19 protein-coding genes and 1 tRNA gene are annotated in these 22,543 nt (G+C 41.5%); 11 read left to right on the top strand and 9 right to left on the bottom strand.

Annotation, left to right across the window (positions count from 1 at the left end; all coding sequences use genetic code 11):
* Positions 1-18: 18 nt before the first annotated feature.
* On the bottom strand, positions 19-1,305 hold the full coding sequence (serS, locus tag ACR63N_RS03790; protein ID WP_367110969.1) for a serine--tRNA ligase: 1,287 nt from the start codon (positions 1,303-1,305) through the stop codon (positions 19-21).
* Between the two features lie 287 nt (positions 1,306-1,592).
* On the opposite strand from serS, the gene ACR63N_RS03785 reads away from it, so the two are divergent.
* A complete protein-coding gene (locus tag ACR63N_RS03785) occupies positions 1,593-2,252 on the top strand; it encodes a YcxB family protein (protein WP_367105865.1) in 660 nt (219 codons plus the stop codon).
* A gap of 344 nt (positions 2,253-2,596) precedes the next feature.
* Entirely contained in the window at positions 2,597-3,091 is a 495-nt protein-coding gene (locus ACR63N_RS03780) for a Dps family protein (RefSeq protein WP_367105866.1), read from the top strand.
* A 150-nt stretch (positions 3,092-3,241) separates the two neighbouring features.
* Here the strand turns inward: ACR63N_RS03780 and ACR63N_RS03775 are convergent, their stop codons facing one another.
* The 3 genes from ACR63N_RS03775 to ACR63N_RS03765 form a co-directional block, all read right to left on the bottom strand.
* Positions 3,242-3,979 carry a DUF2057 family protein gene (locus ACR63N_RS03775; RefSeq protein WP_367107135.1) on the bottom strand — a complete coding sequence of 246 codons (738 nt, stop codon included), beginning with the start codon at positions 3,977-3,979 and terminating at the stop codon, positions 3,242-3,244.
* Between the two features lie 122 nt (positions 3,980-4,101).
* Positions 4,102-4,914 carry a DnaA regulatory inactivator Hda gene (hda, locus tag ACR63N_RS03770; RefSeq protein ID WP_367107134.1) on the bottom strand — a complete coding sequence of 271 codons (813 nt, stop codon included), beginning with the start codon at positions 4,912-4,914 and terminating at the stop codon, positions 4,102-4,104.
* A gap of 169 nt (positions 4,915-5,083) precedes the next feature.
* Positions 5,084-6,190: an AI-2E family transporter gene (locus ACR63N_RS03765; protein ID WP_367105869.1), complete on the bottom strand. Its 1,107-nt coding sequence runs from the start codon at positions 6,188-6,190 to the stop codon at positions 5,084-5,086.
* Between the two features lie 262 nt (positions 6,191-6,452).
* Between ACR63N_RS03765 and purM the strand changes: the two genes are divergently transcribed.
* On the top strand, positions 6,453-7,514 hold the full coding sequence (gene purM / locus ACR63N_RS03760) for a phosphoribosylformylglycinamidine cyclo-ligase (RefSeq protein ID WP_367107133.1): 1,062 nt from the start codon (positions 6,453-6,455) through the stop codon (positions 7,512-7,514).
* Positions 7,514-8,206, top strand: coding sequence for a phosphoribosylglycinamide formyltransferase (gene purN, locus ACR63N_RS03755; RefSeq protein WP_367105871.1), 693 nt, complete (start codon positions 7,514-7,516; stop codon positions 8,204-8,206). Before purM ends, purN begins: the two co-directional genes overlap by 1 nt.
* Positions 8,207-8,347: 141 nt before the next feature.
* On the opposite strand, the gene ACR63N_RS03750 is transcribed toward purN, so the two are convergent.
* A complete protein-coding gene (locus tag ACR63N_RS03750) occupies positions 8,348-9,727 on the bottom strand; it encodes an NAD-dependent succinate-semialdehyde dehydrogenase (RefSeq protein ID WP_472782484.1) in 1,380 nt (459 codons plus the stop codon).
* Between the two features lie 391 nt (positions 9,728-10,118).
* Positions 10,119-11,108, bottom strand: coding sequence for a LysR family transcriptional regulator (locus ACR63N_RS03745; protein WP_367105873.1), 990 nt, complete (start codon positions 11,106-11,108; stop codon positions 10,119-10,121).
* Positions 11,109-11,810: 702 nt separating this feature from the next.
* On the opposite strand from ACR63N_RS03745, the gene ACR63N_RS03740 reads away from it, so the two are divergent.
* Both ACR63N_RS03740 and ACR63N_RS03735 read left to right on the top strand, forming a co-directional pair.
* A complete protein-coding gene (locus ACR63N_RS03740; protein WP_367105874.1) occupies positions 11,811-13,400 on the top strand; it encodes an isocitrate lyase in 1,590 nt (529 codons plus the stop codon).
* 216 nt (positions 13,401-13,616) lie between these two features.
* Positions 13,617-15,170, top strand: coding sequence for a CYTH and CHAD domain-containing protein (locus ACR63N_RS03735; RefSeq protein WP_367107132.1), 1,554 nt, complete (start codon positions 13,617-13,619; stop codon positions 15,168-15,170).
* A 22-nt stretch (positions 15,171-15,192) separates the two neighbouring features.
* Here ACR63N_RS03735 and ACR63N_RS03730 read toward each other — a convergent pair whose 3' ends face one another.
* A complete protein-coding gene (locus ACR63N_RS03730; protein WP_472782483.1) occupies positions 15,193-15,708 on the bottom strand; it encodes a L,D-transpeptidase family protein in 516 nt (171 codons plus the stop codon).
* 131 nt (positions 15,709-15,839) lie between these two features.
* Here ACR63N_RS03730 and ACR63N_RS03725 point away from each other — a divergent pair, with 131 nt between their 5' ends.
* Entirely contained in the window at positions 15,840-17,000 is a 1,161-nt protein-coding gene (locus ACR63N_RS03725) for a hypothetical protein (RefSeq protein ID WP_472782482.1), read from the top strand.
* 143 nt (positions 17,001-17,143) lie between these two features.
* Here ACR63N_RS03725 and ACR63N_RS03720 read toward each other — a convergent pair whose 3' ends face one another.
* The gene (locus tag ACR63N_RS03720) at positions 17,144-18,382 is read right to left on the bottom strand and encodes an argininosuccinate synthase (protein WP_367105878.1); all 1,239 of its coding nucleotides are present in this window, start codon (positions 18,380-18,382) and stop codon (positions 17,144-17,146) included.
* Between the two features lie 308 nt (positions 18,383-18,690).
* Here ACR63N_RS03720 and pyrC point away from each other — a divergent pair, with 308 nt between their 5' ends.
* From pyrC to ACR63N_RS03700, 4 genes are all read left to right on the top strand, one after another.
* Positions 18,691-19,770 (top strand): dihydroorotase, encoded by a 1,080-nt coding sequence (pyrC, locus tag ACR63N_RS03715; RefSeq protein WP_367105879.1) that lies wholly within the window; start codon positions 18,691-18,693, stop codon positions 19,768-19,770.
* A 136-nt stretch (positions 19,771-19,906) separates the two neighbouring features.
* Entirely contained in the window at positions 19,907-20,692 is a 786-nt protein-coding gene (gene rnt / locus ACR63N_RS03710; protein ID WP_367105880.1) for a ribonuclease T, read from the top strand.
* 284 nt (positions 20,693-20,976) lie between these two features.
* Positions 20,977-21,174: a hypothetical protein gene (locus ACR63N_RS03705; RefSeq protein ID WP_367105881.1), complete on the top strand. Its 198-nt coding sequence runs from the start codon at positions 20,977-20,979 to the stop codon at positions 21,172-21,174.
* 49 nt (positions 21,175-21,223) lie between these two features.
* A tRNA-Glu gene (locus tag ACR63N_RS03700) sits at positions 21,224-21,299 on the top strand.
* A 238-nt stretch (positions 21,300-21,537) separates the two neighbouring features.
* On the opposite strand, the gene ACR63N_RS03695 is transcribed toward ACR63N_RS03700, so the two are convergent.
* On the bottom strand, positions 21,538-22,140 hold the full coding sequence (locus tag ACR63N_RS03695; protein WP_367109478.1) for a BLUF domain-containing protein: 603 nt from the start codon (positions 22,138-22,140) through the stop codon (positions 21,538-21,540).
* Positions 22,141-22,543 lie beyond the last annotated feature (403 nt).

The raw sequence follows: 22,543 nt of genomic DNA, 5'->3' as shown, positions 1-22,543 counted from the left end.
TGACGATAAACCATCTATTTAAGCCGAAATCGTCTCAGCACCGCCCATAAATGGACGTAGGACTTCTGGAATCGTGACACTACCATTCGCGTTTTGATGATTCTCCATCACCGCCAGCAAGGTACGCCCTACTGCTAACCCTGAGCCATTGAGGGTATGGGCAAGAGCCGTCTGCTTGCCCTCTTTTACCCGCGTTCCCATACGCCGCGCTTGGAAGTCACCGCAATTTGAGCAGCTAGAGATCTCACGATAAGTCTCTTGGCTCGGTAGCCAAACCTCGATATCATAGGTCTTTTGCGCGGCGAAGCCCATGTCACCAGTACATAGCTTCATCACTCGATATGGTAATTCGAGCTGCTGTAAGATATATTCAGCTTGTGCGGTCATTGCTTCTAACAAATCGCCTGATTGCTCGGAGGTAGCAATATTGACCATCTCGACCTTTTCAAACTGATGCTGACGGATGAGACCACGAGTATCACGACCGTGCGATCCCGCTTCACTACGAAAACAGGGCGTATGCGCGGTGAATTTAAGCGGCAAATTTTTGGCCTCTAAACGCTCGCCGCGTACCAAATTGGTCATTGGCACCTCAGCAGTTGGAATCAAGTAGAAGTCTGTACCGTCGTTATTGGTATGGTTAGTAAGTTTAAACAGATCATCTTCAAACTTTGGCAGCTGACCGGTACCCATCAAGCTTTCGCTATTAACAATATACGGCACGTAAGTCTCGGTATAGCCGTACTTTAGCGTATGAGTGTTGAGCATAAATTGAATAAGCGCTCGGTGTAGCTGAGCAAGCTGGCCTTTGAGCACACTAAAGCGGCTACCAGTAATTTTGGCAGCGGCTTCAAAGTCAAGCATACCCAAGGTCTCACCGATATAGGTATGGTCTTGGATATCAAAATCAAAGCTACGCGGCTCGCCCCATCTGCGTACCTCTTCGTTGTCTTCTTCTGATTCGCCAACGGGTACATCCGCCTCTGGGATATTAGGGATTTGTAGGGCAGCTTGATTGATACGCTCTTGTAAGCCGCGCAACTCTTCCTCAGCGGCTTTAATCTCGCCACTCACGCTTTGCATTTGCGCAAGCAGCTCACTTGCATCCTCGCCTGATTTTTTCAATGCCCCAACTTGTTTGGCACCTGCATTACGCTGCGACTGCAGTTCTTCGGTCTTGACCTGTAAAGATTTACGCTCGTTTTCAATGGTCTGCCAAAATTCTATATCAAGGCTATAACCACGGGTAGCTAATTGCTGCTGTAGATCGGTTAAGTCGCCGCGTAAAAGTTTAGGGTCTATCATAATAGTGGCCTGTAGCGCTAAGAGTGAAAAAGTCAAAACAATCAAAATTAAATGGCTGCTATGATACCAAGACCTAATGGATTTGACTACGTTTTCGGACGCAGATTATGAGACTATTGCCATATCACCCTGCTTATTGTGTTTCTTTTAAAGGTACTTTTCGGTAAGATAAGCGCATGTTATTTTGCTTAGTACCATCTTGCTTAGCGCTGACTTTGTTATTCTTAACAATAACAGCATGACAGCTGCCACCCACCGTTTCTAATTTAAGTATTTGAGAACCCTTTATGGCCTTGTACCCTTACACCCTACAACCTGTCGCTTTAAATCTGACCGAAGCTGAATTCAAACAAGCGCAGTACGAGCTATTTACTAACGCCAGCCCTTCTTTCGGTCTCAAGAGCCTCAAAACCAAAGAGTGGATCATTATGGCAGTGGTTGTCGTATTAGCGATTGTAGGGCTAATTTTTGTTTCAGGCTATTCGACAATTATTTTTTGGGTGATGTTGATTGCAGTAGCTATTTATCTGCTGATCCGTACGCTTGGCTTTAAATGGTATGTCAAAAAGGAGTTTGAGAAACAAGTAGCAGAGCAAGAGATGCCTAATGAGATGCGCCAGATGAAGCTTGGCGTACAAAAACATGGTCTAGTAATGGCCATGCCTGTCAACCAGCCTGACTTCAGTAGTAATCAGATGCGCGGGATGCAAATGCGTGCCGGCCAAACTCAGCAAGCAGTTATTCCATGGAGCGCAGTCAAAAGCTGGGATGAAACCGATGACTATATCTTTATGATGTTTGAATTAAAAGGGCAACAAGGCAGTCAAATTATACCCAAACGTCTACAAACGCAAAAGTTTCCTATCGATACGGTACGCCAGCATTTGCAAGAAGTAGTACCTATTCGTGGCTTGCAAACGACTACTTTACAAGCTCCGGTTAAATAGTGCTTTATCATGTCACACTTGGCAGCGACAGATAGTCCGTAGTTTTATAAAACCTGTTGTATAGGTTAGTTTATTCAATTTAACTTATTGACGCTACTTTGCTATTATATAAAACATCAAGAAGTGAGGTATAGAAGACATTTTATGGCCCTATTTACAGATACTGTTTAGTAAATGGTTGCCTTTAGAATAGCTACTTTTAAATTGTTATTTTACTAGCCTCAAAAGCTTCGTTATATTAACAAGCATGGCTATAAAACCATTGCCCTGCTACACTTCTACCTTCATATAAAAGCTTATATAGAAAAATTCCACATTCACACTTATATTATAAGGACAATATTATGAGTAATACAGACGTAAATAACAATACTAACCAGATCGGTCTAGAAAAAGCAGACATGAGTGCTGTGGTTGCTAAACTTAATGACTTGTTATCAAGCTATCATATGTTTTATATCAACGTCCGTGGTTACCACTGGAACGTTAAGGGTGAGCACTTTTTCTCACTACACGAGCAATTTGAAGAGCTATATACCAATCTACAAGTAGAGATTGATGAGATTGCTGAACGTATTTTGACCTTGGGTAAAACACCGCTACATGCTTATAGCGACTTTGCTCAACATACTAGTATTGAAGAAGATAAAAACGTCCATGATGGCAACCAGTGTGTTAAAGGAGTCGTTAAAGGACTGCAAGCGCTTATCGAAGAGCAACGCATGGTTTCGGCAACAGCAGCAGAAGCAGAAGACCAAGGTACTGCTGACTTGCTTGATGAGTACGTACAACAGCAAGAAAAACTGGTCTGGATGTACAATGCTTTTTTGGGTAAATAGATCTTTGGATAATTAACATCTTAGTTCAATAAAACAGAACGATAAAGCAAAAACTAAGAATCAAAAAAAGCACCTCTATCGGTGCTTTTTTTGTGTGTAGAGTTTTGCAAAAATTATTATTAACAGAGGTAGGGTAGCTAACAAAGAGAGTTACTGCTGAATCCATTGACGCATTTTTTCACGCTCACTTGGCGTTGCTTGTAGCCAAATCTGCATAAAACTATCTAATGTGTTAGCGGTAGGTTGATTGGTATTTGTAGTAGAAGTCGCAGGCGCTGCGGTATAGGTGGTAGCAGAGACATTGCCAGAGCGAACATTATTCTGCGCAGGAGTAGCAATGGTAGATGGCTGATTCAAGGCTGCTATCGCTCGCTGATTTTGTATCTCAGCATTGTCACCACCAAATATACCCCCTATTGCATTACCTAGCCCTGATAAGATACCACCTTTATTGCCTCCTGAGCTTTGCTGACTGGCTACTATAGTATCTCCTTGCTGTATAGCTAAGGTGGGCTGGTCGGCATATTCTTTAGCCGCCTTGTACTCTTCAGGCTGATTGGGCATAGTGAGACGATAAGTTTGATTGTCTGCTAACTGCGCGGTGACGCTAACATTGCCTGAACGCAGATAGTCATGTTCATCGCGGCGTAATTTGTACAAGCGATCGTATTTAGCAGTGATAGCATGCTGGCCTGGCTGTAGAGTGAACTCTCTAATTAGAGGCTGCAAAAGACTTTGTTCGACCTCTTGACCATTGATCGCTGTAACTTTGATATTGTCATCTACCAATAAGGTGACCGCAGCGTGTGAGAGTATAGATACTGAGCTTGCACCTATCAATAAAGTGCTAATAGTTAGCTTTTTGAGCAAAGAGGTAGAGAGTTTCATAAGTTATCCTATGGGTAATGATGAGAGTGAGCAAAAGGTATGGCGTACCCCACCTCTGTATTGTTGTAAAAACTTATAATCATTAGAGATTATTCAACGTAAATTTCGTATTATTTAAAGATTTAGTGGCTGTTAAAATCTAATGACATAGTATGTTGGTCTTGACTGGCCGCTTGATTATCCAATTGCGTCTCTTGACTAATATCAGCAAGCTCAGCGGCAAGCGTCTGCTCATTGATCGTTCGTAGCGCATCACTTATTACTGCTTTAGATATATTACTACGTCCAAGATTGGAGAACATCGGCTGAATGTAATTTAGCACCTCCATCATCGCTCCGATACGATGAGGCCCCTCTGTTAGCAGATGATCAATGATACGCTCATCAAACTGCCAACCGCGGCGGCGTAAAATAGATTGCAATAAAGCTTGACGATCAGCAAAATCGTGACCATTAGGTACTTTAAAAGTAGGTGCCTGCGCAAGACGAGTTAACAGATCGGTTAACTGAAACGGAAGTTCACTAGCAGGTTTATCAGCTGCAAATAGTAGCTGGCGCTGTCCCTCACGGCTACGATTAATCAGATGAAACAAAGCTTCTTGCCACAAGCTACTGCGTTCGAGTACTTCTAAATCATCGATAGCAATAACATCAAAATTTTCAAGGGACGACAATACATCAACATCAGTATCAATCAGCTCGTTGAGCGACAGGCAGATTGCTGTCTTATTCATCTCAATAAACGATTCACAAATAGCGGACAGCAGATGAGACTTACCAGTAGCAGGGCTGCCAAATAGATACAGCTGACCTATCAGTCCAACATGTAATTGCCGTACTGCATCAATAATGGACATCCAACCTGGACCTGAGAAGTCACTGAGACTTGCATCATGCTTGATGTCTAGATTGAGACTTAGCTGTGCTTGCGCCATAGATCGTCAACTTAGTTTGGGTAGTGCGATAAAACCATATTGAAAAACCACATCTCTTAAAAATTGTGTTATAAACACTGCGCCTATATATACCATATTTATAAAATGACTGACAAGTGCTTTACCCGTTTTAAGGTCTGAGGTAGAAATATTCTTTTTCAAAACACGGTCACTCTTTTTTAAATAGATCTAACTGGACGCGACCTTTATAAAAGTCAGTTGAGCGATAATAAGCATACAGATGCCGGAACAATACATTGAGTACTGCTGATACTGGTAGGGCAATGAGCATACCGACGAAGCCCAATATGCTAGCACCTGCTAATACAGCAAATATCACCCACAGCGGCGATAGTCCAATTTTATCACCTAAAAGCAAAGGCTGTAGTACATAACCCTCTGCCGCCTGTCCTACCAAAAATGCAGCCACAATCAGTGATAAATAAAGCCAGTCAAAGCCAAACTGAAATAGCCCAGCTATAATGGCAGCAATAAAACCCAAACCAAAACCTAAATACGGTACGAAACTTGCGATACCAGCCACCATACCGATAGTTAGCCCCAGCTCTAAACCGATTAGTTGCAGCTGTACTGCATAAATAGCGCCTAATAGCACCATAACTAATAGCTGTCCTTTAATAAACTCCATTAAAGCGCGATCACATTCTTGGGCAATAGCAATTACCTTTTTATTGTACCCTGCTGGAATAGCCATCTTCCAAGTATGAATACGTTGATCCCAGTTAAACAAAAAGTAAAAAGTTAAAATAGGTACCAAGACAATCAGTCCAGCATTATTAACAAAGCGCATACCTGAAGAAAAAATTTGGCTCATCCAAGTGCTAGCATCGGAGACATTATAATGAGTTTGCATGTAACTGACCAAGGTTTCAGAAAAACCTTCAATCTGTAAGGCGGGCATTAATATATTAGTATTGTCGACGACCCAGTCCCGAACCGCACCATTGTACCAGCTAAGAATCCTTGGCAGATATTCCCACGCCGCTTGCAACTGATGCCACAGCGTCGGTATCAACCACCACAGCAATAATGCCATTCCTAAAGTAATAGTCGCATAAACCACAATGATAGCAATCCAGCGTCTGACATACTTTGTTAGTTTTTTTACCAAAGGATTAAACAGATAGGCCAGTATAAAAGCTACGAAAAAAGGTATGATGACTGGTAACATCAGCTTTATTAAAAATAAGGCTACAACAATAACAACGACAATAAATAAACGTCGAAAAAAAGGATCTATGGGCTGGGATATCATTGTTAGTAGTCCTAAAGCTGGGCTAAGTGGAATTAAAATAATAGAATGAGGACAAAACCTAAATACTATTCTCGCAGAGTATACTAAAAAAGAGTCATTTTTTGTTTTTTAATTTTATTTGTATTTTGTCTGCATTCTTGGGTAGATATTAATAAGTTGTTTTGCGAGTAGGCACGACTTTTAGGTATAATGCGTGCATCGTAATTTAAGTAACAATACTCTTTGTACAAAACCCTACTACCTCCTCAACTGTGAGATGACTATGAGTAATAAGCCCTCTTTAAGCTACAAAGATGCAGGCGTTGATATTGATGCAGGCGACGCGCTTGTACAGCGGATTAAGTCTGTGGCCAAAGCCACTACGCGACCTGAAGTGGTAGGCGGGCTTGGTGGTTTTGGTGCCCTATGCCGTATTCCAACCGGTTATACCTCACCCTTATTAGTCTCCGGTACTGACGGTGTTGGTACCAAGCTTAAATTAGCACTGCAGCTTAACCGTCATGATACGATTGGTATAGACTTAGTTGCTATGTGTGTCAATGATCTACTGGTTTGCGGCGCCGAGCCCTTGTTCTTTTTAGACTATTACGCGACCGGTAAGCTTGATGTTGATACGGCAGCGACGGTGGTGACTGGTATAGGCGTAGGTTGCAAATTAGCGAACTGTGCTCTTATTGGTGGTGAGACCGCTGAGATGCCAGGCATGTATCAAGATGACGATTATGATTTAGCTGGGTTTTGTGTAGGTGTGGTTGAGGAAAGCGAGGTCATCACGGGCAAAAACGTCAGCGAGGGTGATGTTCTTATTGCGCTTGCCTCTAGTGGTGCTCACTCCAACGGTTATTCTCTAGTACGCAAAGTTATTGATGTTAGCGGTATCGATGTTACTAGCAGCGACAAGCAACTAGATGGTAAGCCTATCGCTGATGCTTTGATGGCACCGACTCGTATCTATGTCAAAGCCATCAAAGCGCTACAAGATACCCTTGGTAGCTCTGCCCTACACGCTATGTCGCATATCACTGGCGGTGGTCTGACTGATAACCTGCCGCGCGTACTGCCGGATAATTTAGCCGCTAGTATTGATACCAGTAGCTGGCAGTTCTCAGAGCTATTTACGTGGTTACAAGCCGAAGGTAATATTGCTCAAAGCGAGATGTATCGCACCTTTAACTGCGGTGTGGGCTTTGTCATCGTAGTGCCTAAAGATAAAGCAGAAACTGCTATCAAAACTTTGAATGATGCTGGCGAAAATGCTTGGCAGTTAGGCGCAATGGTCAAGCGCAGCACTAATGATCAGGCGGATGCAGTGGTGTACCGTTAATGTCAGACAGCAACGAAAAAGATAATCATAAGCCATTACGCATTGCAGTATTGGTATCAGGCAGTGGTAGCAACTTGCAAGTATTAATTGATGCGATGCAAGCAGGTGCGCTACCCATTGAAATAGTAGGCGTCATTAGCAACCGTGAAGACGCCTATGCTATTACCCGTGCTAAAGATGCCACTATTCCAGTAGCAGTGTTGTCACACGTTGCTAGCGGCAAACGTATGGGGATTAAGACCTTTGAAACTCATGCTAGCGCGCAGCTAACTACATGGCAACCTGATCTGATTGTATTGGCTGGTTTTATGCGGGTATTAAGTGCTGAATTCATTGATAACACGCCAGCGCCGATGATTAATCTGCATCCTGCTTTATTGCCTGCTTATAAAGGCCTAGACACTCATCAGCGGGCCATACAGGCAGGTGAACGTCAGCATGGCTGTAGCATTCATATCGTCACCGCTGAGCTTGATGCAGGCGCTGTCCTGACCCAAGCCCTACTAGAAGTGCATCAAAAAGATACTGCTGACAGTTTGCAAACGCGCGTGCAGAAGCTTGAACATCAGCTGTTACCTTGGACAATTATGCTTATCGCAAAAGGTGTATTATCGTTGAACAACGAACAATTATCAAACCAGCGACACAGCTATATGCCGATATTACCTTTGATGCTATATTTAAACAGTTAAAGTAAGGTCAAAAAGCAAAGAAAAATAGTAATCATTTAAGACTATCGACCACAAAAAAGCCCAGTCACTCAATTTATGAATGACTGGGCTTTTCAGTATCTACTGTTTAAAGCATTTTAACTTTAAAATCTGTACGTGTTCTTAGCTGTTATGAACATGGACACCTTTGATGTTTACAAACTCTTTGATGCCAAAACCACCATGCTCGCGACCATGACCTGAGTTTTTCACGCCACCAAAAGGTAGTGCTGGGTTTGCGAGGCCATAACCATTGATATAGACCATACCGGTATCAAACTGCTCATTAGCTAAACGAATAGCTTTGTCTTCATCTTTAGAGAAGATAGCGCCACCTAAACCATAACGGCTGTCATTAGCGATACGTAAGGCATCATCTTGATCTTTAGCACGTATTAGTGACGCTACAGGACCAAATAGCTCATCATCATAAGCGGGCTGACCTTTTTCGACATTTTCCAAAATAGTCGCTGGGTAGAAGCTGCCTTTACCTTCTGGTAACTTACCACCGACAGATATAGTAGCGCCCTTGCTCACACTCTCTTCTACTTGCTCATGCAATTTTTCTTGCAGATCTTTGCGGGCTAATGGACCAAGATCCGAGCTGTCGTCCATTGGATCGCCTGCTTTTTTGCTTTCGAACTCTTCAACGATACGCTTACGGAACTCATCATATAAACTGTCGACAACGATAAAGCGCTTTGCAGCAACACAAGTTTCGCCATTATTTATCAGACGCGCTAGAGTACAAGTTTGTACTGCAAGCTCTAAGTCAGCATCTTCCAAAACGATAAAGGCGTCATTTGAGCCCAACTCTAAGACTGCTTTTTTGATTTCTTTTGCAGCTTGCTGACCAACGATGCTACCTGCACCATCACTACCAGTAAGCGTCACACCGCGTACTCTATCATGGCCGATCAGTACTTCTGACTGATCATGATCAATTAAGATCGTACGGAATAGATCATTTGGTAGGTCAGACTCATGGAATATCTTTTCGATAAGTAAGCCAGAACCAGTGACATTCGCCGCATGCTTAAGCAGAACGCTATTACCTGCCATTAAATTAGCAATAGTATAACGGAACACTTGATAAGCTGGGAAGTTCCAAGGTTGCATGCCGTAGATAACACCGATAGGCTGATAGGTAACGATACCTTTTTTGAGACCTTCAATGTCACGTTCATCATCGGCAAGTGCAGCAACCCCTTTTTCTGCGGTATAATCACAAATTGCTTTGCAAAGATCAACCTCGCTTAAGCTTTGGCTATAGAGTTTACCACGCTCTTCAGTCATAAGACGAGATAGCTCTTCTTTATACTTCATTAGCGTATCGCCAATGGAATTAATAACCTTTGCACGCTCTTCGTGGCTAGTTTTGCGCCATTCTAGAAACGCTTGATGCGATGCTTCAACAATTTTGTTGACCTCATCATTACTCATATAATTGTATTCTTTAATGTTTTCGCCTGTCGCTGGATTTACTGTAGTAATATCTGCCATAACTGTTATTCCTATTTATTTCTAAGTATCTGATTTATATAAAATGAGTTAAGAGTATAAATTCTCTAAAACTATCTATAATAATATTTATAAGTACATTGTTGATATTTACAGTATCGTATATCTTAACAATAATAGTTTTTCTTATCTTTTCTCTTAACAACGAACAGCATAACAGAAAATTTAGTGTTTAGGTTTACAACATATAAAGAAGTGTTTTGAAGATGTTAACAGTGTGACCACTTTATAAGACGAGGCTTGAAGTAATAAGACAATTGACCTTCTATAATGTTAAATATATTAAGTAACATATTGATTCTATCTTATAGAAGATAATTACTAATCGCTTTTTGGTACAGACTATTCACACAAATGATAAAACTATTAAACCTTAAAACAGACTACTAATCGCTGGTATTTCTTGTTCGGTATTGTCCTCATCAGCGACAACCTGGCGTGCTACATGCATAATAAGCTGACGTAACCAGCGATGCGCAGGGTGATGCTGCAGTAGTGGTGACCAAGCCATCGTCAGCTCAAATTCAGGAATAAAAAATGGTGGCTCTTTCATCACGATACTGTCATTGTTGGCCTGCATCCGTGCCACGCGCGTCGGTAAGGTAGCGATTAAATCTTTATTCGCAGCAAGCATCGCAGGCATCTGATAATGACGAGTAAAGACACTGATTTGTCGTTTTTGTCCAAGGCGCTGCAATGCTTGATCAATAGAGCCAAGACCACCTGACTTTTCTGGATTGACCCCAAAACCTACACCCATACCTGTCTTTGATACCCAGACGTGCTGCGCTTTTAGATAGTTTTTTAGATTGAAGCGATTGGCATAAGGGCTTTCAGAAGATAGCAGACAACTAAAGGTATCGCGCCAAACCAACACCTGATGAAAGCTTTGCGGTATCTCATTAAAGCGATTGATGGCCAGATCAACACGACCCTGCTCCATATCACGATAAGAGACATCTGATGGAGTCAAAAAATCTAAAATGACATTAGGCGCCTCTGCGCGCAATGCTTTGACTAGCCTTGGTACTAACGTTGCCTCAGCATAGTCTGAGGTCATAATGCGAAAGACACGTGACGTGCTATATGGGCGAAACTCCGTACGCGGCTCAAGTACCTGAGTCAGATCAGCGAGTATCTCACGAATGCGTGGTTGTAGCTCTAAAGCTCGTTCGGTCGGTGTCATTCCTTCAGATGAACGCACCAATAGCGGATCATTAAACAGTTTGCGTAAGCGGCGTAGTATATTACTCATAGCAGGCTGAGTGATCCCTAATTGCTCAGCGGCACGTGTAACGTTCTTTTCTCGTAACAATACATCTAAATGTACTAATAAATTCAAATCAACGCGCTGCAAATTCATATATATGTCTCTTTACTTTAGAATAAATGCTACCACAAACGTAGTATTTTTGACCTGTCGTTTATTACAACTCATCTACAACAGCATAATATAAAGATATTTTTGTGTTAATTATTTTGGAATATACTTATTATAACTGAACCTACCTACTATAAACCATTGTTTTATATACATTATAACCCAACGAAATACCCAAGATAATAATCATAAACTAGATAAATCAAGGTAACCTAGCTATAGTGGCTAGCAAGCGCTCATTATGCACTATTCAACATTAGACTGTTACTATGTATTTTAATAGATGAGCTAACAAGTGTATTTTATCGCATTTTCGTGCTGAAATACGGACATAAAATTTATTACCCTGTCTTATGAAAACTTAATTTTTATGCTTATTTTTCTAGGCTTGGATAAATATCTTATATGCTTTAGGATGTTAGTTACTTCATTAGCCAAAAAATCCTTATAAAACAGTCAATTAATTACAAAATAACCGTTCAAAAAGGAAACTAAAAAATAAAAGCTGACCAAATAGACAGGTTTTTAATTGCTTTTATCGAAATTTTCTTATAGTTTAGTAGAGATTGCTCACGCAAGAAGCTTATATTTCAAATTTTTACTTCTGCCAGCATCTTTTTATCTAGGCCAAAATCATCTTAATTATTTTAATTTACTCTTTTATTCACCACCAGGAGACTCTAAATGTCAACTAGCTATAAGTCAGCAATCGATTTAGTACGCGAATTAAAGCAAAAGCACGGTAACTGGCAAAATATCAGTGAAACTGATGCTGCACGTATGATGGTACAAAACCGTTTCAAAACTGGTTTAGATATCGCTAAGTATACTGCAAAAATTATGCGTCAAGATATGGAAGACTATGACAATGACACGTCTCAGTACACCCAATCTTTAGGAGCATGGCATGGTTTTATCGCCCAGCAGACTATGTATGCTAAGAAAAAATACTTTGGTACCACAGCAAAGACTTACATCTACTTATCAGGTTGGATGGTAGCCGCTCTGCGCTCTGAATTCGGTCCCCTTCCCGACCAGTCTATGCACGAGAAAACTTCAGTACCTAAACTAATCGAAGAGATCTATACTTTCCTGCGTCAAGCTGATGCTAAAGTATTGAATGACTACTTCCGTGAGCTAAACGCTGCTGAAGAAGCCGGTCAAGACACTAAAGCTATCTTAGATAAAATCGAAAACTTTGATTCACACGTCGTGCCAATTATCGCTGATATTGATGCCGGCTTCGGTAATGAAGAAGCGACTTACTTGTTAACCAAGCAAATGATTGAAGCTGGTGCCTGTGCTATCCAGATCGAAAACCAAGTATCTGATGCTAAGCAATGTGGTCACCAAGCAGGTAAAGTAACCGTACCGCATGAAGACTTTATCTCAAAACTAAACGCTATTCGTTATGCCTTTTTAGAGCTTGGTGTTGAAGACGGTATCATCGTTGCGCGTACAGATTCTGAAGGCGCGTCACTGACGCAAAAGATTCCAGTATCTGAAGAGCCAGGCGACCTTGCTTCTAAGTACATCGACTTTATCGAGATGGAAGAAGTTACTTTAGAGAATGCTAAAGAGAACGACAGCTTGCTTAAGCACAACGGCAAACTAGTACGTCCGGTTCGTTTAGCGAACGGTTTATACCAGTTCCGTGAAGACACCAATATCGACCGCGTGGTACTTGACTGTGTTACTGCTCTTGAGAACGGTGCTGATCTACTGTGGATTGAGACCCCAACGCCAAACGTTGAACACATCAAAATGATGGTTGATCGTATTAAAGAGCAGCAGCCAAAAGCGAAACTGGTATACAACAACAGCCCATCGTTTAACTGGACGCTAAACTTCCGTAAGCAAGTGATCGCTCAGTGGGAAGAAGAAGGTAAAGACATCTCAGCTTATGATAAGAATAATTTGATGAGCAGCGACTACGACGGTACTGAGCTTGATGAAGCGGCTGACATCGCAGCTAAGAACTTCCAAAAAGATGCGTCACGTGAAGCGGGTGTATTCCATCACTTGATCACCTTACCGACTTATCACACCACTGCTCTTAGCGTTCATGAGTTGGCTAAAGGCTACTTTGGTGAAGAAGGTATGCTTGCTTATGCTGCAGGCGTACAGCGTAAAGAGATTCGTGAAGGCATCTCTTGTGTCAAGCACCAAGCTATGGCAGGTTCTGATCTTGGCGATGATCACAAAGAGATCTTCTCAGGTGACAATGCTCTAAAAGCTGGTGGTGGCAAAAACACCATGAATCAATTCTCGTAGTTGAGTCATATCGAGTAATTAATTATAGGTAACTTTTTATACGTAACCTATAACTAATACAAACTCTCACTGTAAAAGCCGTCCTATCTCAATAGGGCGGCTTTTTTTATAGTTAAGTTTTACTTGTTATTGTCTAGCAGCTTTCATAGGATGGTAGTACTGATACAGTACTGATAAAAATGCTAACTATAAAAATCTCACAAAAAGGGGAGCGTTATGCAAGAGATAGAGCTAAAGTTTTTGGTGCCAAAAGCACGTCTAAAAGGTTTGCTGCGACAGGCGAAGGTTAAGTCCTCAGAAGTGACGCAGATGGCAGCGCATTACTACGATACCTCTGATCAAAAGTTAGCGCAAGCTGGCATCGGCCTTCGTATCCGCCGTGAAGGTGATACTTGGGTGCAAACCATCAAAGCAGGCGGCGATGGTATTGTAGCAAGGCTTGAGCACAATGCCCTATTAGATAATGAACAGGTACAGGCAATGCTGAAGTCTCAGAAGCTTATGCCCGATTTAACGATCTACAAAGACACTTCCATTGAACCTTTACTGGCTGATTTTAAACTCAAGAAACTTACCAAAAAACTAAGCCGTCTCTATGTTACGGACATAGAGCGCATCACGCGCCTGGTAACAGAAGATGATAATGGTGCAAAGAGCAGCATTGAGATCGCTTATGACTACGGTGACATTATCCACGGGGAGGATGACAACCACCGCCAGTCTATACAAGAGATAGAGTTTGAACTGGTATCAGGAGATCTGGACTTTTTATTTACGACAGCAAAGACGTGGTGTAAGCGCTACAAATTATATCTATCGACCGTCACAAAGGCTGAACGCGGCGGCTTACTCCTACATAATCAAGACTACAGTCCAGCAATCAAGGCTAATCTCAAGCAATTAGATGTTGAGGCTGACACCAGTATGCCCGCTTTTATACGAGCGGTTGTACATAATTGTTTATTGCAGATTTTGCCTAATAGCAGTGCTATTGTCGCTGGCAGCCAAGATTACGAGCATGTTTCACAGTTGCATAACGGTATACAGCGTTTACATACCAGTCTTAAAACCCTGCAAAATTTCTCCGATCAGCTCAATCCTGAGTGGCTACCGATATTAGAACAAACGGCAAGCCTGCTTGATGACTATGGTAAACTTAGCTACCTGAGCGATTACGTAGAATATAAGCTTAGACAACAGGGCGCTCCTGCAGTTGATTGGAGCACCGATATTGACGATATTAAAATTACTCCTATCGATACCGTGCGTGCTAACGATTTTCAGCTGACCTTACTTGAGATGATAGCCTTTACTATGAGTGATCCAAGCATTGAGCCGCAAGCCGATAAATTGGCTTTCGATAAAGTAGCAAAAAACCTCTCCAAACAATATGATAAATTGCTCAAAGCCTTGCAAAGCTTTGTCGATAGTAGCGAGAATAAAGCAGATAGTACTGATAAAGATAAGCTAGCACAGCTGTACTATCACCTAACGAGCTTACGCTACCTTAGTGAGTTTGCTGCGCCCTTATATCATAAAAAAGAGTCCAAAAAGACCCTCAAACGCTGGTTAAAAAGAGTAAAAAAAGCCCAAAAGACTCTAAATTGTCATCTCAACAAGGTCTACTACCAGCAGCACTATAAACAAAAAGCAAGTACAGATGCTAATGCACTATATGGTGCTGGCTGGTTGGCAGCAAGCCAAAAACAGAGCGGCAAGCGCTGCCAGAAGCGTTTAGATAAAGTTCAAGATAGCGACAGGTTTTGGTAAGTGCTTTTTTACGACACTTTGGCTAAGCTGCAACAATAGAGACGGGCGTACCCTCAATAACTTGTGTAAATAACTCTATGATATCTTGATTGCGCATACGTATACAGCCATGTGAGTAAGGCATGCCCATAGGTTCGCTATCAGGCGTACCATGGATATAGATATAACGCTCATAAGTATCGCAGCCACCCTGGTCATTGCTCCCTTTGTTAATACCTGTCTCTAAACCTCGTAGCCATAAAATACGGCTAAGTATCCAGTCACGATCAGGGTATTTATCAGCCAAACTAGGGTCATAAATCTCACCGGTAGGCACGCGACCGACAAACACACTATTAATAGGCTGATCTACGCCAATCTTTTGTGCGATAGCATGTTTGCCAAGCGGTGTACAGCCACTGTCTTGCTGACTGCCAATCCCATTTTTGGCCGTAGATATCGTATAACAGCGAATCTTAGTTTGCTGTCGATACAGCGTCAAGGTTTGCTGAGCAATATCAATAATTAGCCGTACGTTTGATTGATCGTTACTTATCATAAATTTTCTCTATAGTTTCATACTATTAATACTAAAATTTATAGAATAATAAAAAATTTCTAATGTTAGGGGATTGTGTCAGGATAACTTGCACCGTACTATAGAGGCACACTTTTTGATGCTAGAAAATTATGACAACTATTTCACCGACGCGCGTGTCGATGTATGATTTTTTATATCAAGATACTCAGCCCATGATATCACTCTTAGCCGACACAGCTAAGCTGTCACTACCCCAAGTCCAGCTTGCGCTTGGCAGTAGCCTACAAGCTATTGTGACTGCCTTACTTGCTTATCAAGAGCGCAATCAAGGTTCAGTAGTCAGCAAAAAGCTCTTTAGTCGTAGTGCAGTTAAAGAGCTACGTAAATATAACTCTATGAATTTTGCCACTATCGATGCGACGTTATATTATCGTAATGATGTTATAGAAACTGTCTTTGGTAACAGCGCTCGTATTACAGAAGCGAGCGAGTACATTGCTACGCAAATACAAGCTACGACGTCGCAAGTACAAACTTTGCTTGCTTGTCTGTGCATTATTGTACTACGCGAGCTTGCCATCTTGGTGGACTATAGCAAACTTGACAACGAAGAGGTGGAGAAATGGTTTGATCTACAACCTCAGTTTTTATCAAAACAGCGTTTTGCAGTTTCCTTACCTGATGATTCTACAGCTTTGGTTACAGACTTGGCTACTACGCCTCCAGTATTCGACCCCTATTGGTACAAGCTAATGAATTTTGAACCAAAGCTTGGAACTCAGACTCAAGATATGCAACAAGCCACGCCCAATTATTTAAAAGCTATTGGTCGCGTAGGCGATACCAGTCCAGAGGGTCAACATGATGATATGCTAGTATTTGCTCAAATGCCAGCTATTGCGTTGCCGCATCAACGCTGGTTATTACAGCTGGCGAAAATCTGTGACATTTATCTAAGTCGCAAACGTCTACGTATTACCTCAGAACCTCTAGAAGCACCGACTCGGCCTTTGGTTAGTTTAGGGTTTATGGATACTAATAAAGACAATACCCCTACTACGACCAGTGAGAAGCCTATCGAATATGATAAACCAAGACCGCTTTGGAAAGATCCTGCGCTCGTACTGACGATTTTGGTAATTGCAGTCTTAGGAGCTTTGGCACTGCTAAAGTACCAAATCAAACAATCTAATAGTGTGGTACCTACGACTGAAGCAGTACTAGAACAAAAAGCGAGTGAACAGCGTGTTCAACAAGATGTCGCTATCGTTAAGATAGATGAGGAAAACAGTGCTACCAACGGGCATTAATAAAACAAAGAACGCCAAACATTAAATCGCTAGAACAATCTTGTCAGCTATTATCTTTTTAAAGAGTAAACCTTATAAACAAGGTGTCATAAAAAACAGAGACATCAAGGTCTCTGTTTTTTATTTACTTAACAAGTTTAACATTACTTAGATAGATCACGGCCACGGCTGGCTTCGATAGCCAGACGCAGACCATTTAAGCGGATAAAACCTTCAGCATCTTTTTGGTCATACGCGCCAGCATCATCTTCAAAAGTAGCGATTTTTTCATCAAATAACGAATCGTCTGACTTGCGGCCTACTACGCTTACGCTACCTTTATACAGTTTTACCCGCACTGTGCCATTAACATACTCTTGCGACTTATCAATCAAAGCTTGTAGCATCATACGTTCAGGGCTAAACCAATAACCATTATAGATAATCTTTGCGTAGCGCGGCATAAGCTCATCTTTAAGATGCGCCGCTTCACGATCCAAGGTTAATGATTCAATACCGCGGTGTGCTTTAAGCATAATCGTCCCTGCTGGAGTTTCATAGCAGCCGCGCGACTTCATACCGACGTAGCGGTTTTCGACAATGTCTAAGCGGCCAACACCGTGCTTACCGCCGATGTCATTGAGCTTAGTCATAATCTCATAAGGCTTTAGCGCTTCGCCATCGATTGCAACAATATCACCCTTCTCATATTCCAACTCTAGATATTGCGGCTCATCCGGAGCTTCTTCTGGACTCACTGACCAGCGCCACATATCTTCTTCTGCCTCAGCATAAGGGTTTTCTAAAATACCGCCTTCGTAGGAGATATGCAGCAAATTGGCATCCATTGAATAAGGAGACTTGGTTTTATTTCCCGCATAATCGATAGCAATGTCATGCTCTTTGGCATACTGCATCAAGCTCTCCCGGCTAGAGAGATCCCATTCACGCCAAGGTGCGATCGTTACCACGTCGGGGGACAGCGCAACAGCGCCCAGCTCGAAACGGACTTGGTCGTTGCCTTTGCCTGTTGCACCATGACTAATAGCATCAGCACCATGCTCCTTAGCTATTTCAACCAAACGTTTGGCAATTAGCGGACGAGCGATAGAGGTACCCAACAGATACTCACCTTCATAAATAGCGTTGGCACGAAACATTGGAAACACATAATCGCGAGCAAACTCTTCACGCAGATCTTCAATATGAATATTCTTGATACCCATTGCTTCAGCTTTAGCGCGAGCAGGCTCGACTTCTTCGCCTTGTCCGATATCAGCGGTAAAGGTAATAACCTCGGCATCATAAGTCTCTTGCAACCATTTGGCGATGATTGAAGTATCTAGCCCGCCTGAATAGGCTAAGACAATTTTGTTGATGTTTTTGGGATCAAGCTGAGCCATATATAACTCCTAATAGGAAAGTTTAATAACAAAAATAAATTGGAGGGGCAAATTGTCCACTCAGTGTACATCATATTCATCAGAGGCAAAAGTGCAAGCGCGCAGCGATTCGATGAATTGTACGTTATTGGTTCAAAGAACGCTTTTCTCTCCCAAATAAGCCACTTATATCTGCGTATATATTCAGTCAGACTCTGAAACCTGTTATCATAGTTACAAGCTAGTTATTATAAATGGACTGCTTAATTGCCTAGCTTACATTATCGTTCACCACTCCTTTTCTCTCGTATTTTAAGACATAGAACCCTATGATTCCTGTTACCAATTCGATTAAAGAGCTAACCTTGCTACAGCCAGATGATTGGCACATTCATCTACGTGATGATCAAGCACTAGCAACGACGGTACCGCATGCTGCCAGTAGCTTCAACCGCGTCATCTGTATGCCAAATTTAGTGCCTCCAGTGAAGAACGTCAACGATGCAAGCGCTTATCGCGAGCGCATCCTGCAGCAGCTACAAAGCAGCGCTGTAGATAGTGATCGCAAAGCAGCTTTTGACCCGCGTATGACCTTATACCTGACCGACAACACTACAGCAAAAGATATTGAAATAGCAGCGCAATCTGGCATCGTGCAAGCGGTGAAGCTTTATCCCGCTGGCGCTACGACTAATTCAGCTGATGGCGTGACAGATATCAATGCCTGCGTTGCTGTGTTTGAAGCTATGGAGAAATACAACCTACCTTTATTGCTCCATGGTGAAGTTACTCATGATCATATTGACATCTTTGATCGCGAAAAACGTTTTTTAGAGGACATACTTGGACAAATCATCGCCAAGTTCCCAGCGCTTAAAATCGTGATGGAGCATATCACTACCAGCGATGCCGCTGACTTTATCTTAGCTCAAGGTAATCAAGTTGCTGCTACTATTACCCCGCAGCACCTAATGTTCAACCGTAACCATCTGCTCTTGGGTGGAATCAAACCGCATTTTTATTGTTTGCCCATCTTAAAGCGCGAAAGTCATCAAAAAGTACTGTTAGACGTCGCTACTAGTGGCAGCCCAAAGTTCTTTTTGGGTACAGATTCAGCGCCGCATGCTACCGATCAAAAAGAAGCAGCTTGCGGCTGCGCAGGCTGTTACAGCTCGTCAATAGCACTACCCTTATATGCCACGGCGTTTGATAGCGTGGGTAAGCTTGATAAATTAGAGGGTTTTACTAGTCGTTTTGGTCCCCAGTTTTATGGTCTACCTGTTAATGAAACTACAGTTACGTTGGTTAATCAGCCCATGCAAGTACCTACAAACTACCCTTATTTTGATGGTTCAACGCTAACACCTTTGATGGCTGGTGAGACCTTGCCTTGGTCGCTCAAACTATAAATCGCTTAAACTATAGATCGTTTAGACTATAGATCGCCTGAATAATAAGGTGCTTAAATTATGGGCGACTCAAGTGATAAATTATTGCCGCCTGCAGTACCCTTCTATTAAGACTGATAACAGTGATTTAACTTATATGACCGTCCCGAATGAAACGATGTTACCCAACGATAGCGCAGCTGCCCCTATAAACAGCGACAATATTATCAATGATAGCATCAGCAATAGTACTGATGAAAGTACTTCAGACATAGCGTCACCAAAGAAACTAAAAGAGCGTTTTCGCAAATTTATGCCTGTTGTGGTCGATGTGGAAACAGCAGGTTTTAACGCTCAAACTGATGCCCTCTTGGAGATTGCCTGTATTCCAATTTTGCTCAATGAACAGGGAATATTTTATCCTGGAGAGGCTCTAAACGCTCATATTGACCCTTTTGAGGGAGCAAATTTAGAGCCGCGTTCATTAGCCTTTACTGGTATTGACCCCAATAATCCGATGCGCAAAGCAATTGCAGAAGAGGAAAAAACTGCGCTGCGACGTATTTTTAAAGGGTTAAAAGAAGTACGCCGCGCTGAGGGCTGTCGTCAGTGCGTGTTGGTAGGTCACAACGCTCACTTTGATTTAGCATTTTTAAATGCAGCAGTACTGCGTACCAATAGCAAAAGCCACAATCCTTTTCACCAGTTCTCAGTATTTGACACGGTGACTTTATCTGCCTTAGCATTCGGTCAAACGGTACTAGCACGCGCTTGCAAAGCAGCTGGACTTGATTTTGATGGCAACGATGCTCATTCGGCGCTCTATGATACGCAAAAAACAGCCGAACTATTTTGTCATATCCTCAATCACTATCCTATGCTGCCCAATGCTTTACATACTGAACAAACCAAGGTAGAGTTAAACGATAGTAATGATGAATAATCGAATATTTTGTTGATTATATTTTATTAGTTACAGTTACTATTATTCTAACTTTGCCGTCTTGATTTTGCGATCAATAGGGATATGATTGAAAAGACATTAAAAGGCTTCATCGTTATTCAGCATACGGTTTGTAGCATTACTTTTGTATAACTACCGACCTACTCGCTGACTATTATGAGGCGATAATATCCTTATAAATGGTATAAGTTACTTTTGCATTCTTTGTATTGCATACATAGCTTATTATTTAAGCTGTTTAAGCGCATAAAAAGGACTTTGCCATGGATCCACAAGTTAAGTTATGGGGCACTATTCTTGGCTATATGGTGCTTGCTATTTCCATTAGTATTTGCACATCTTTATGGATTCGTTATCATTTAAAAAAGAAAGACTTGCATCCAAGAAGAGCGCTTAAAAAAAGATATCTGATGTTAAAAAAACGCCGAAAAAAGCTTGACAGTAAACATCGACGCTATTAGAATACGCACAACTTCAGCATAAACGGTGAAAGCGGCTGAAGCGTTACTAGTCCCCATCGTCTAGAGGCCTAGGACACCGCCCTTTCACGGCGGTAACGGGGGTTCGAATCCCCCTGGGGACGCCATATATTATGGGTCGTCCGACCTAAGTGAAAACCCTCAAAATCTTATAGATTTTGAGGGTTTTTTTATTCCTATTTATATTTAAACATAGACTTTTAGTTGTAGATACTGTTTTTAAGAACTGACCGTTAAGAACTAACGTATCTAGCGGTTACAGGATAAGAGTCCTTCCACTAAAAAGCCAGCAAAATGCTGGCTTTTTAATGAATCTCAGTTTGATAAATACTAGTAGGCTTAAGATTAGAATTTGTCTGACAACATAAACCATAACAGCGTAAGTATAATTAGTGCACCTAGTACCGTTTGAATTAAGAAAAAAGCTTGATGCTGGCCAACAACTTTACCCAAAGTCACTCCTAACGCATTATATTTAATTGGTTGTACATCAGCTTGATCTGTTTTTTCTTGTTCTTTATGATAATTTTGCAAAATTTTCAAAAATTGCCTCCATTTATCTGGTGCCCAATGATAAGGCTTGAATGGCAGAAGTGCTTTAGCTCTAGGATCGCTGATCAGCCAGCGCTCAAGTACAATACTGTGTAACGACCATTCAGCGAAGCAGCGCTTGTTGATGGCAGCAAACTCAAGACACTGCAAATCTTTGTGGCGATCATCCATTAATAGTCGATTTTTTAAATTAGTTAATGCCTGTTCCGACCCTTCTAGATATTGAAAAAAATAACCGTTGCCATAACACAGCACACCGGTAATATGATTTTTACGATTGTTCTGTGAAGCAGTTTTTGCAATATCATTTAAAGTACTAGCACTAGACAATCCAGTAGATGTGATTCTACTTATGTATACAAACTGATAGAGATCTTCAACTTTTAAGTGGTGCATAGTCATAGCATATAACAACTAACTGCCCTTTATAGTTAAATATATATTCGCTCCTAAACTTCATTATGTAGAAAAACTAAGAAGTTTAAATATATGTTCTTTCTATTGCTAATCTTTTATTATTTATTGTATTAACTTAGTTACATAATAAGGCAATTCGGTGAGTAAAGCAAATCATTGTAATCAAGATACGATTATTTATTGTAACTAAAAAGTATTTTATTTTTGAATTATATTCTGCAATGTATATATTTAAAGGGTTACAGCGAAAATAGATATGTTCTACTAAAACGTTTATAGATATTCATCTATAAACGTTTTAGTAGAGCCTCATATTTTGAGTGACTATTACTAGGAAACGAAGTAGAAAATACTGATAATGATTGTTGATGGGGACTATCAA

The organism is Psychrobacter sp. M4, from assembly GCF_055699795.1.
The sequence above is the reverse complement of the archived record's forward strand: the minus strand, read 5'-3'. Positions and strand labels throughout refer to the sequence as shown.

Excerpts from the sequence above, each read along its gene's own strand:
- ACR63N_RS03740 (WP_367105874.1), top strand. The coding sequence starts at position 11,811 with ATGTCAACTAGCTATAAGTCAGCAATCGATTTAGTACGCGAATTAAAG.
- ACR63N_RS03735 (WP_367107132.1), top strand. The coding sequence starts at position 13,617 with ATGCAAGAGATAGAGCTAAAGTTTTTGGTGCCAAAAGCACGTCTAAAA.
- rnt (WP_367105880.1), top strand. The coding sequence starts at position 19,907 with ATGACCGTCCCGAATGAAACGATGTTACCCAACGATAGCGCAGCTGCC.
- purM (WP_367107133.1), top strand. The coding sequence starts at position 6,453 with ATGAGTAATAAGCCCTCTTTAAGCTACAAAGATGCAGGCGTTGATATT.
- pyrC (WP_367105879.1), top strand. The coding sequence starts at position 18,691 with ATGATTCCTGTTACCAATTCGATTAAAGAGCTAACCTTGCTACAGCCA.
- ACR63N_RS03725 (WP_472782482.1), top strand. The coding sequence starts at position 15,840 with ATGACAACTATTTCACCGACGCGCGTGTCGATGTATGATTTTTTATAT.
- ACR63N_RS03695 (WP_367109478.1), bottom strand. The coding sequence starts at position 22,140 with ATGCACCACTTAAAAGTTGAAGATCTCTATCAGTTTGTATACATAAGT.
- purN (WP_367105871.1), top strand. The coding sequence starts at position 7,514 with ATGTCAGACAGCAACGAAAAAGATAATCATAAGCCATTACGCATTGCA.
- ACR63N_RS03705 (WP_367105881.1), top strand. The coding sequence starts at position 20,977 with ATGGATCCACAAGTTAAGTTATGGGGCACTATTCTTGGCTATATGGTG.
- ACR63N_RS03780 (WP_367105866.1), top strand. The coding sequence starts at position 2,597 with ATGAGTAATACAGACGTAAATAACAATACTAACCAGATCGGTCTAGAA.
- ACR63N_RS03775 (WP_367107135.1), bottom strand. The coding sequence starts at position 3,979 with ATGAAACTCTCTACCTCTTTGCTCAAAAAGCTAACTATTAGCACTTTA.
- ACR63N_RS03720 (WP_367105878.1), bottom strand. The coding sequence starts at position 18,382 with ATGGCTCAGCTTGATCCCAAAAACATCAACAAAATTGTCTTAGCCTAT.
- ACR63N_RS03765 (WP_367105869.1), bottom strand. The coding sequence starts at position 6,190 with ATGATATCCCAGCCCATAGATCCTTTTTTTCGACGTTTATTTATTGTC.
- ACR63N_RS03750 (WP_472782484.1), bottom strand. The coding sequence starts at position 9,727 with ATGGCAGATATTACTACAGTAAATCCAGCGACAGGCGAAAACATTAAA.
- ACR63N_RS03785 (WP_367105865.1), top strand. The coding sequence starts at position 1,593 with ATGGCCTTGTACCCTTACACCCTACAACCTGTCGCTTTAAATCTGACC.
- serS (WP_367110969.1), bottom strand. The coding sequence starts at position 1,305 with ATGATAGACCCTAAACTTTTACGCGGCGACTTAACCGATCTACAGCAG.
- hda (WP_367107134.1), bottom strand. The coding sequence starts at position 4,914 with ATGGCGCAAGCACAGCTAAGTCTCAATCTAGACATCAAGCATGATGCA.
- ACR63N_RS03730 (WP_472782483.1), bottom strand. The coding sequence starts at position 15,708 with ATGATAAGTAACGATCAATCAAACGTACGGCTAATTATTGATATTGCT.
- ACR63N_RS03745 (WP_367105873.1), bottom strand. The coding sequence starts at position 11,108 with ATGAATTTGCAGCGCGTTGATTTGAATTTATTAGTACATTTAGATGTA.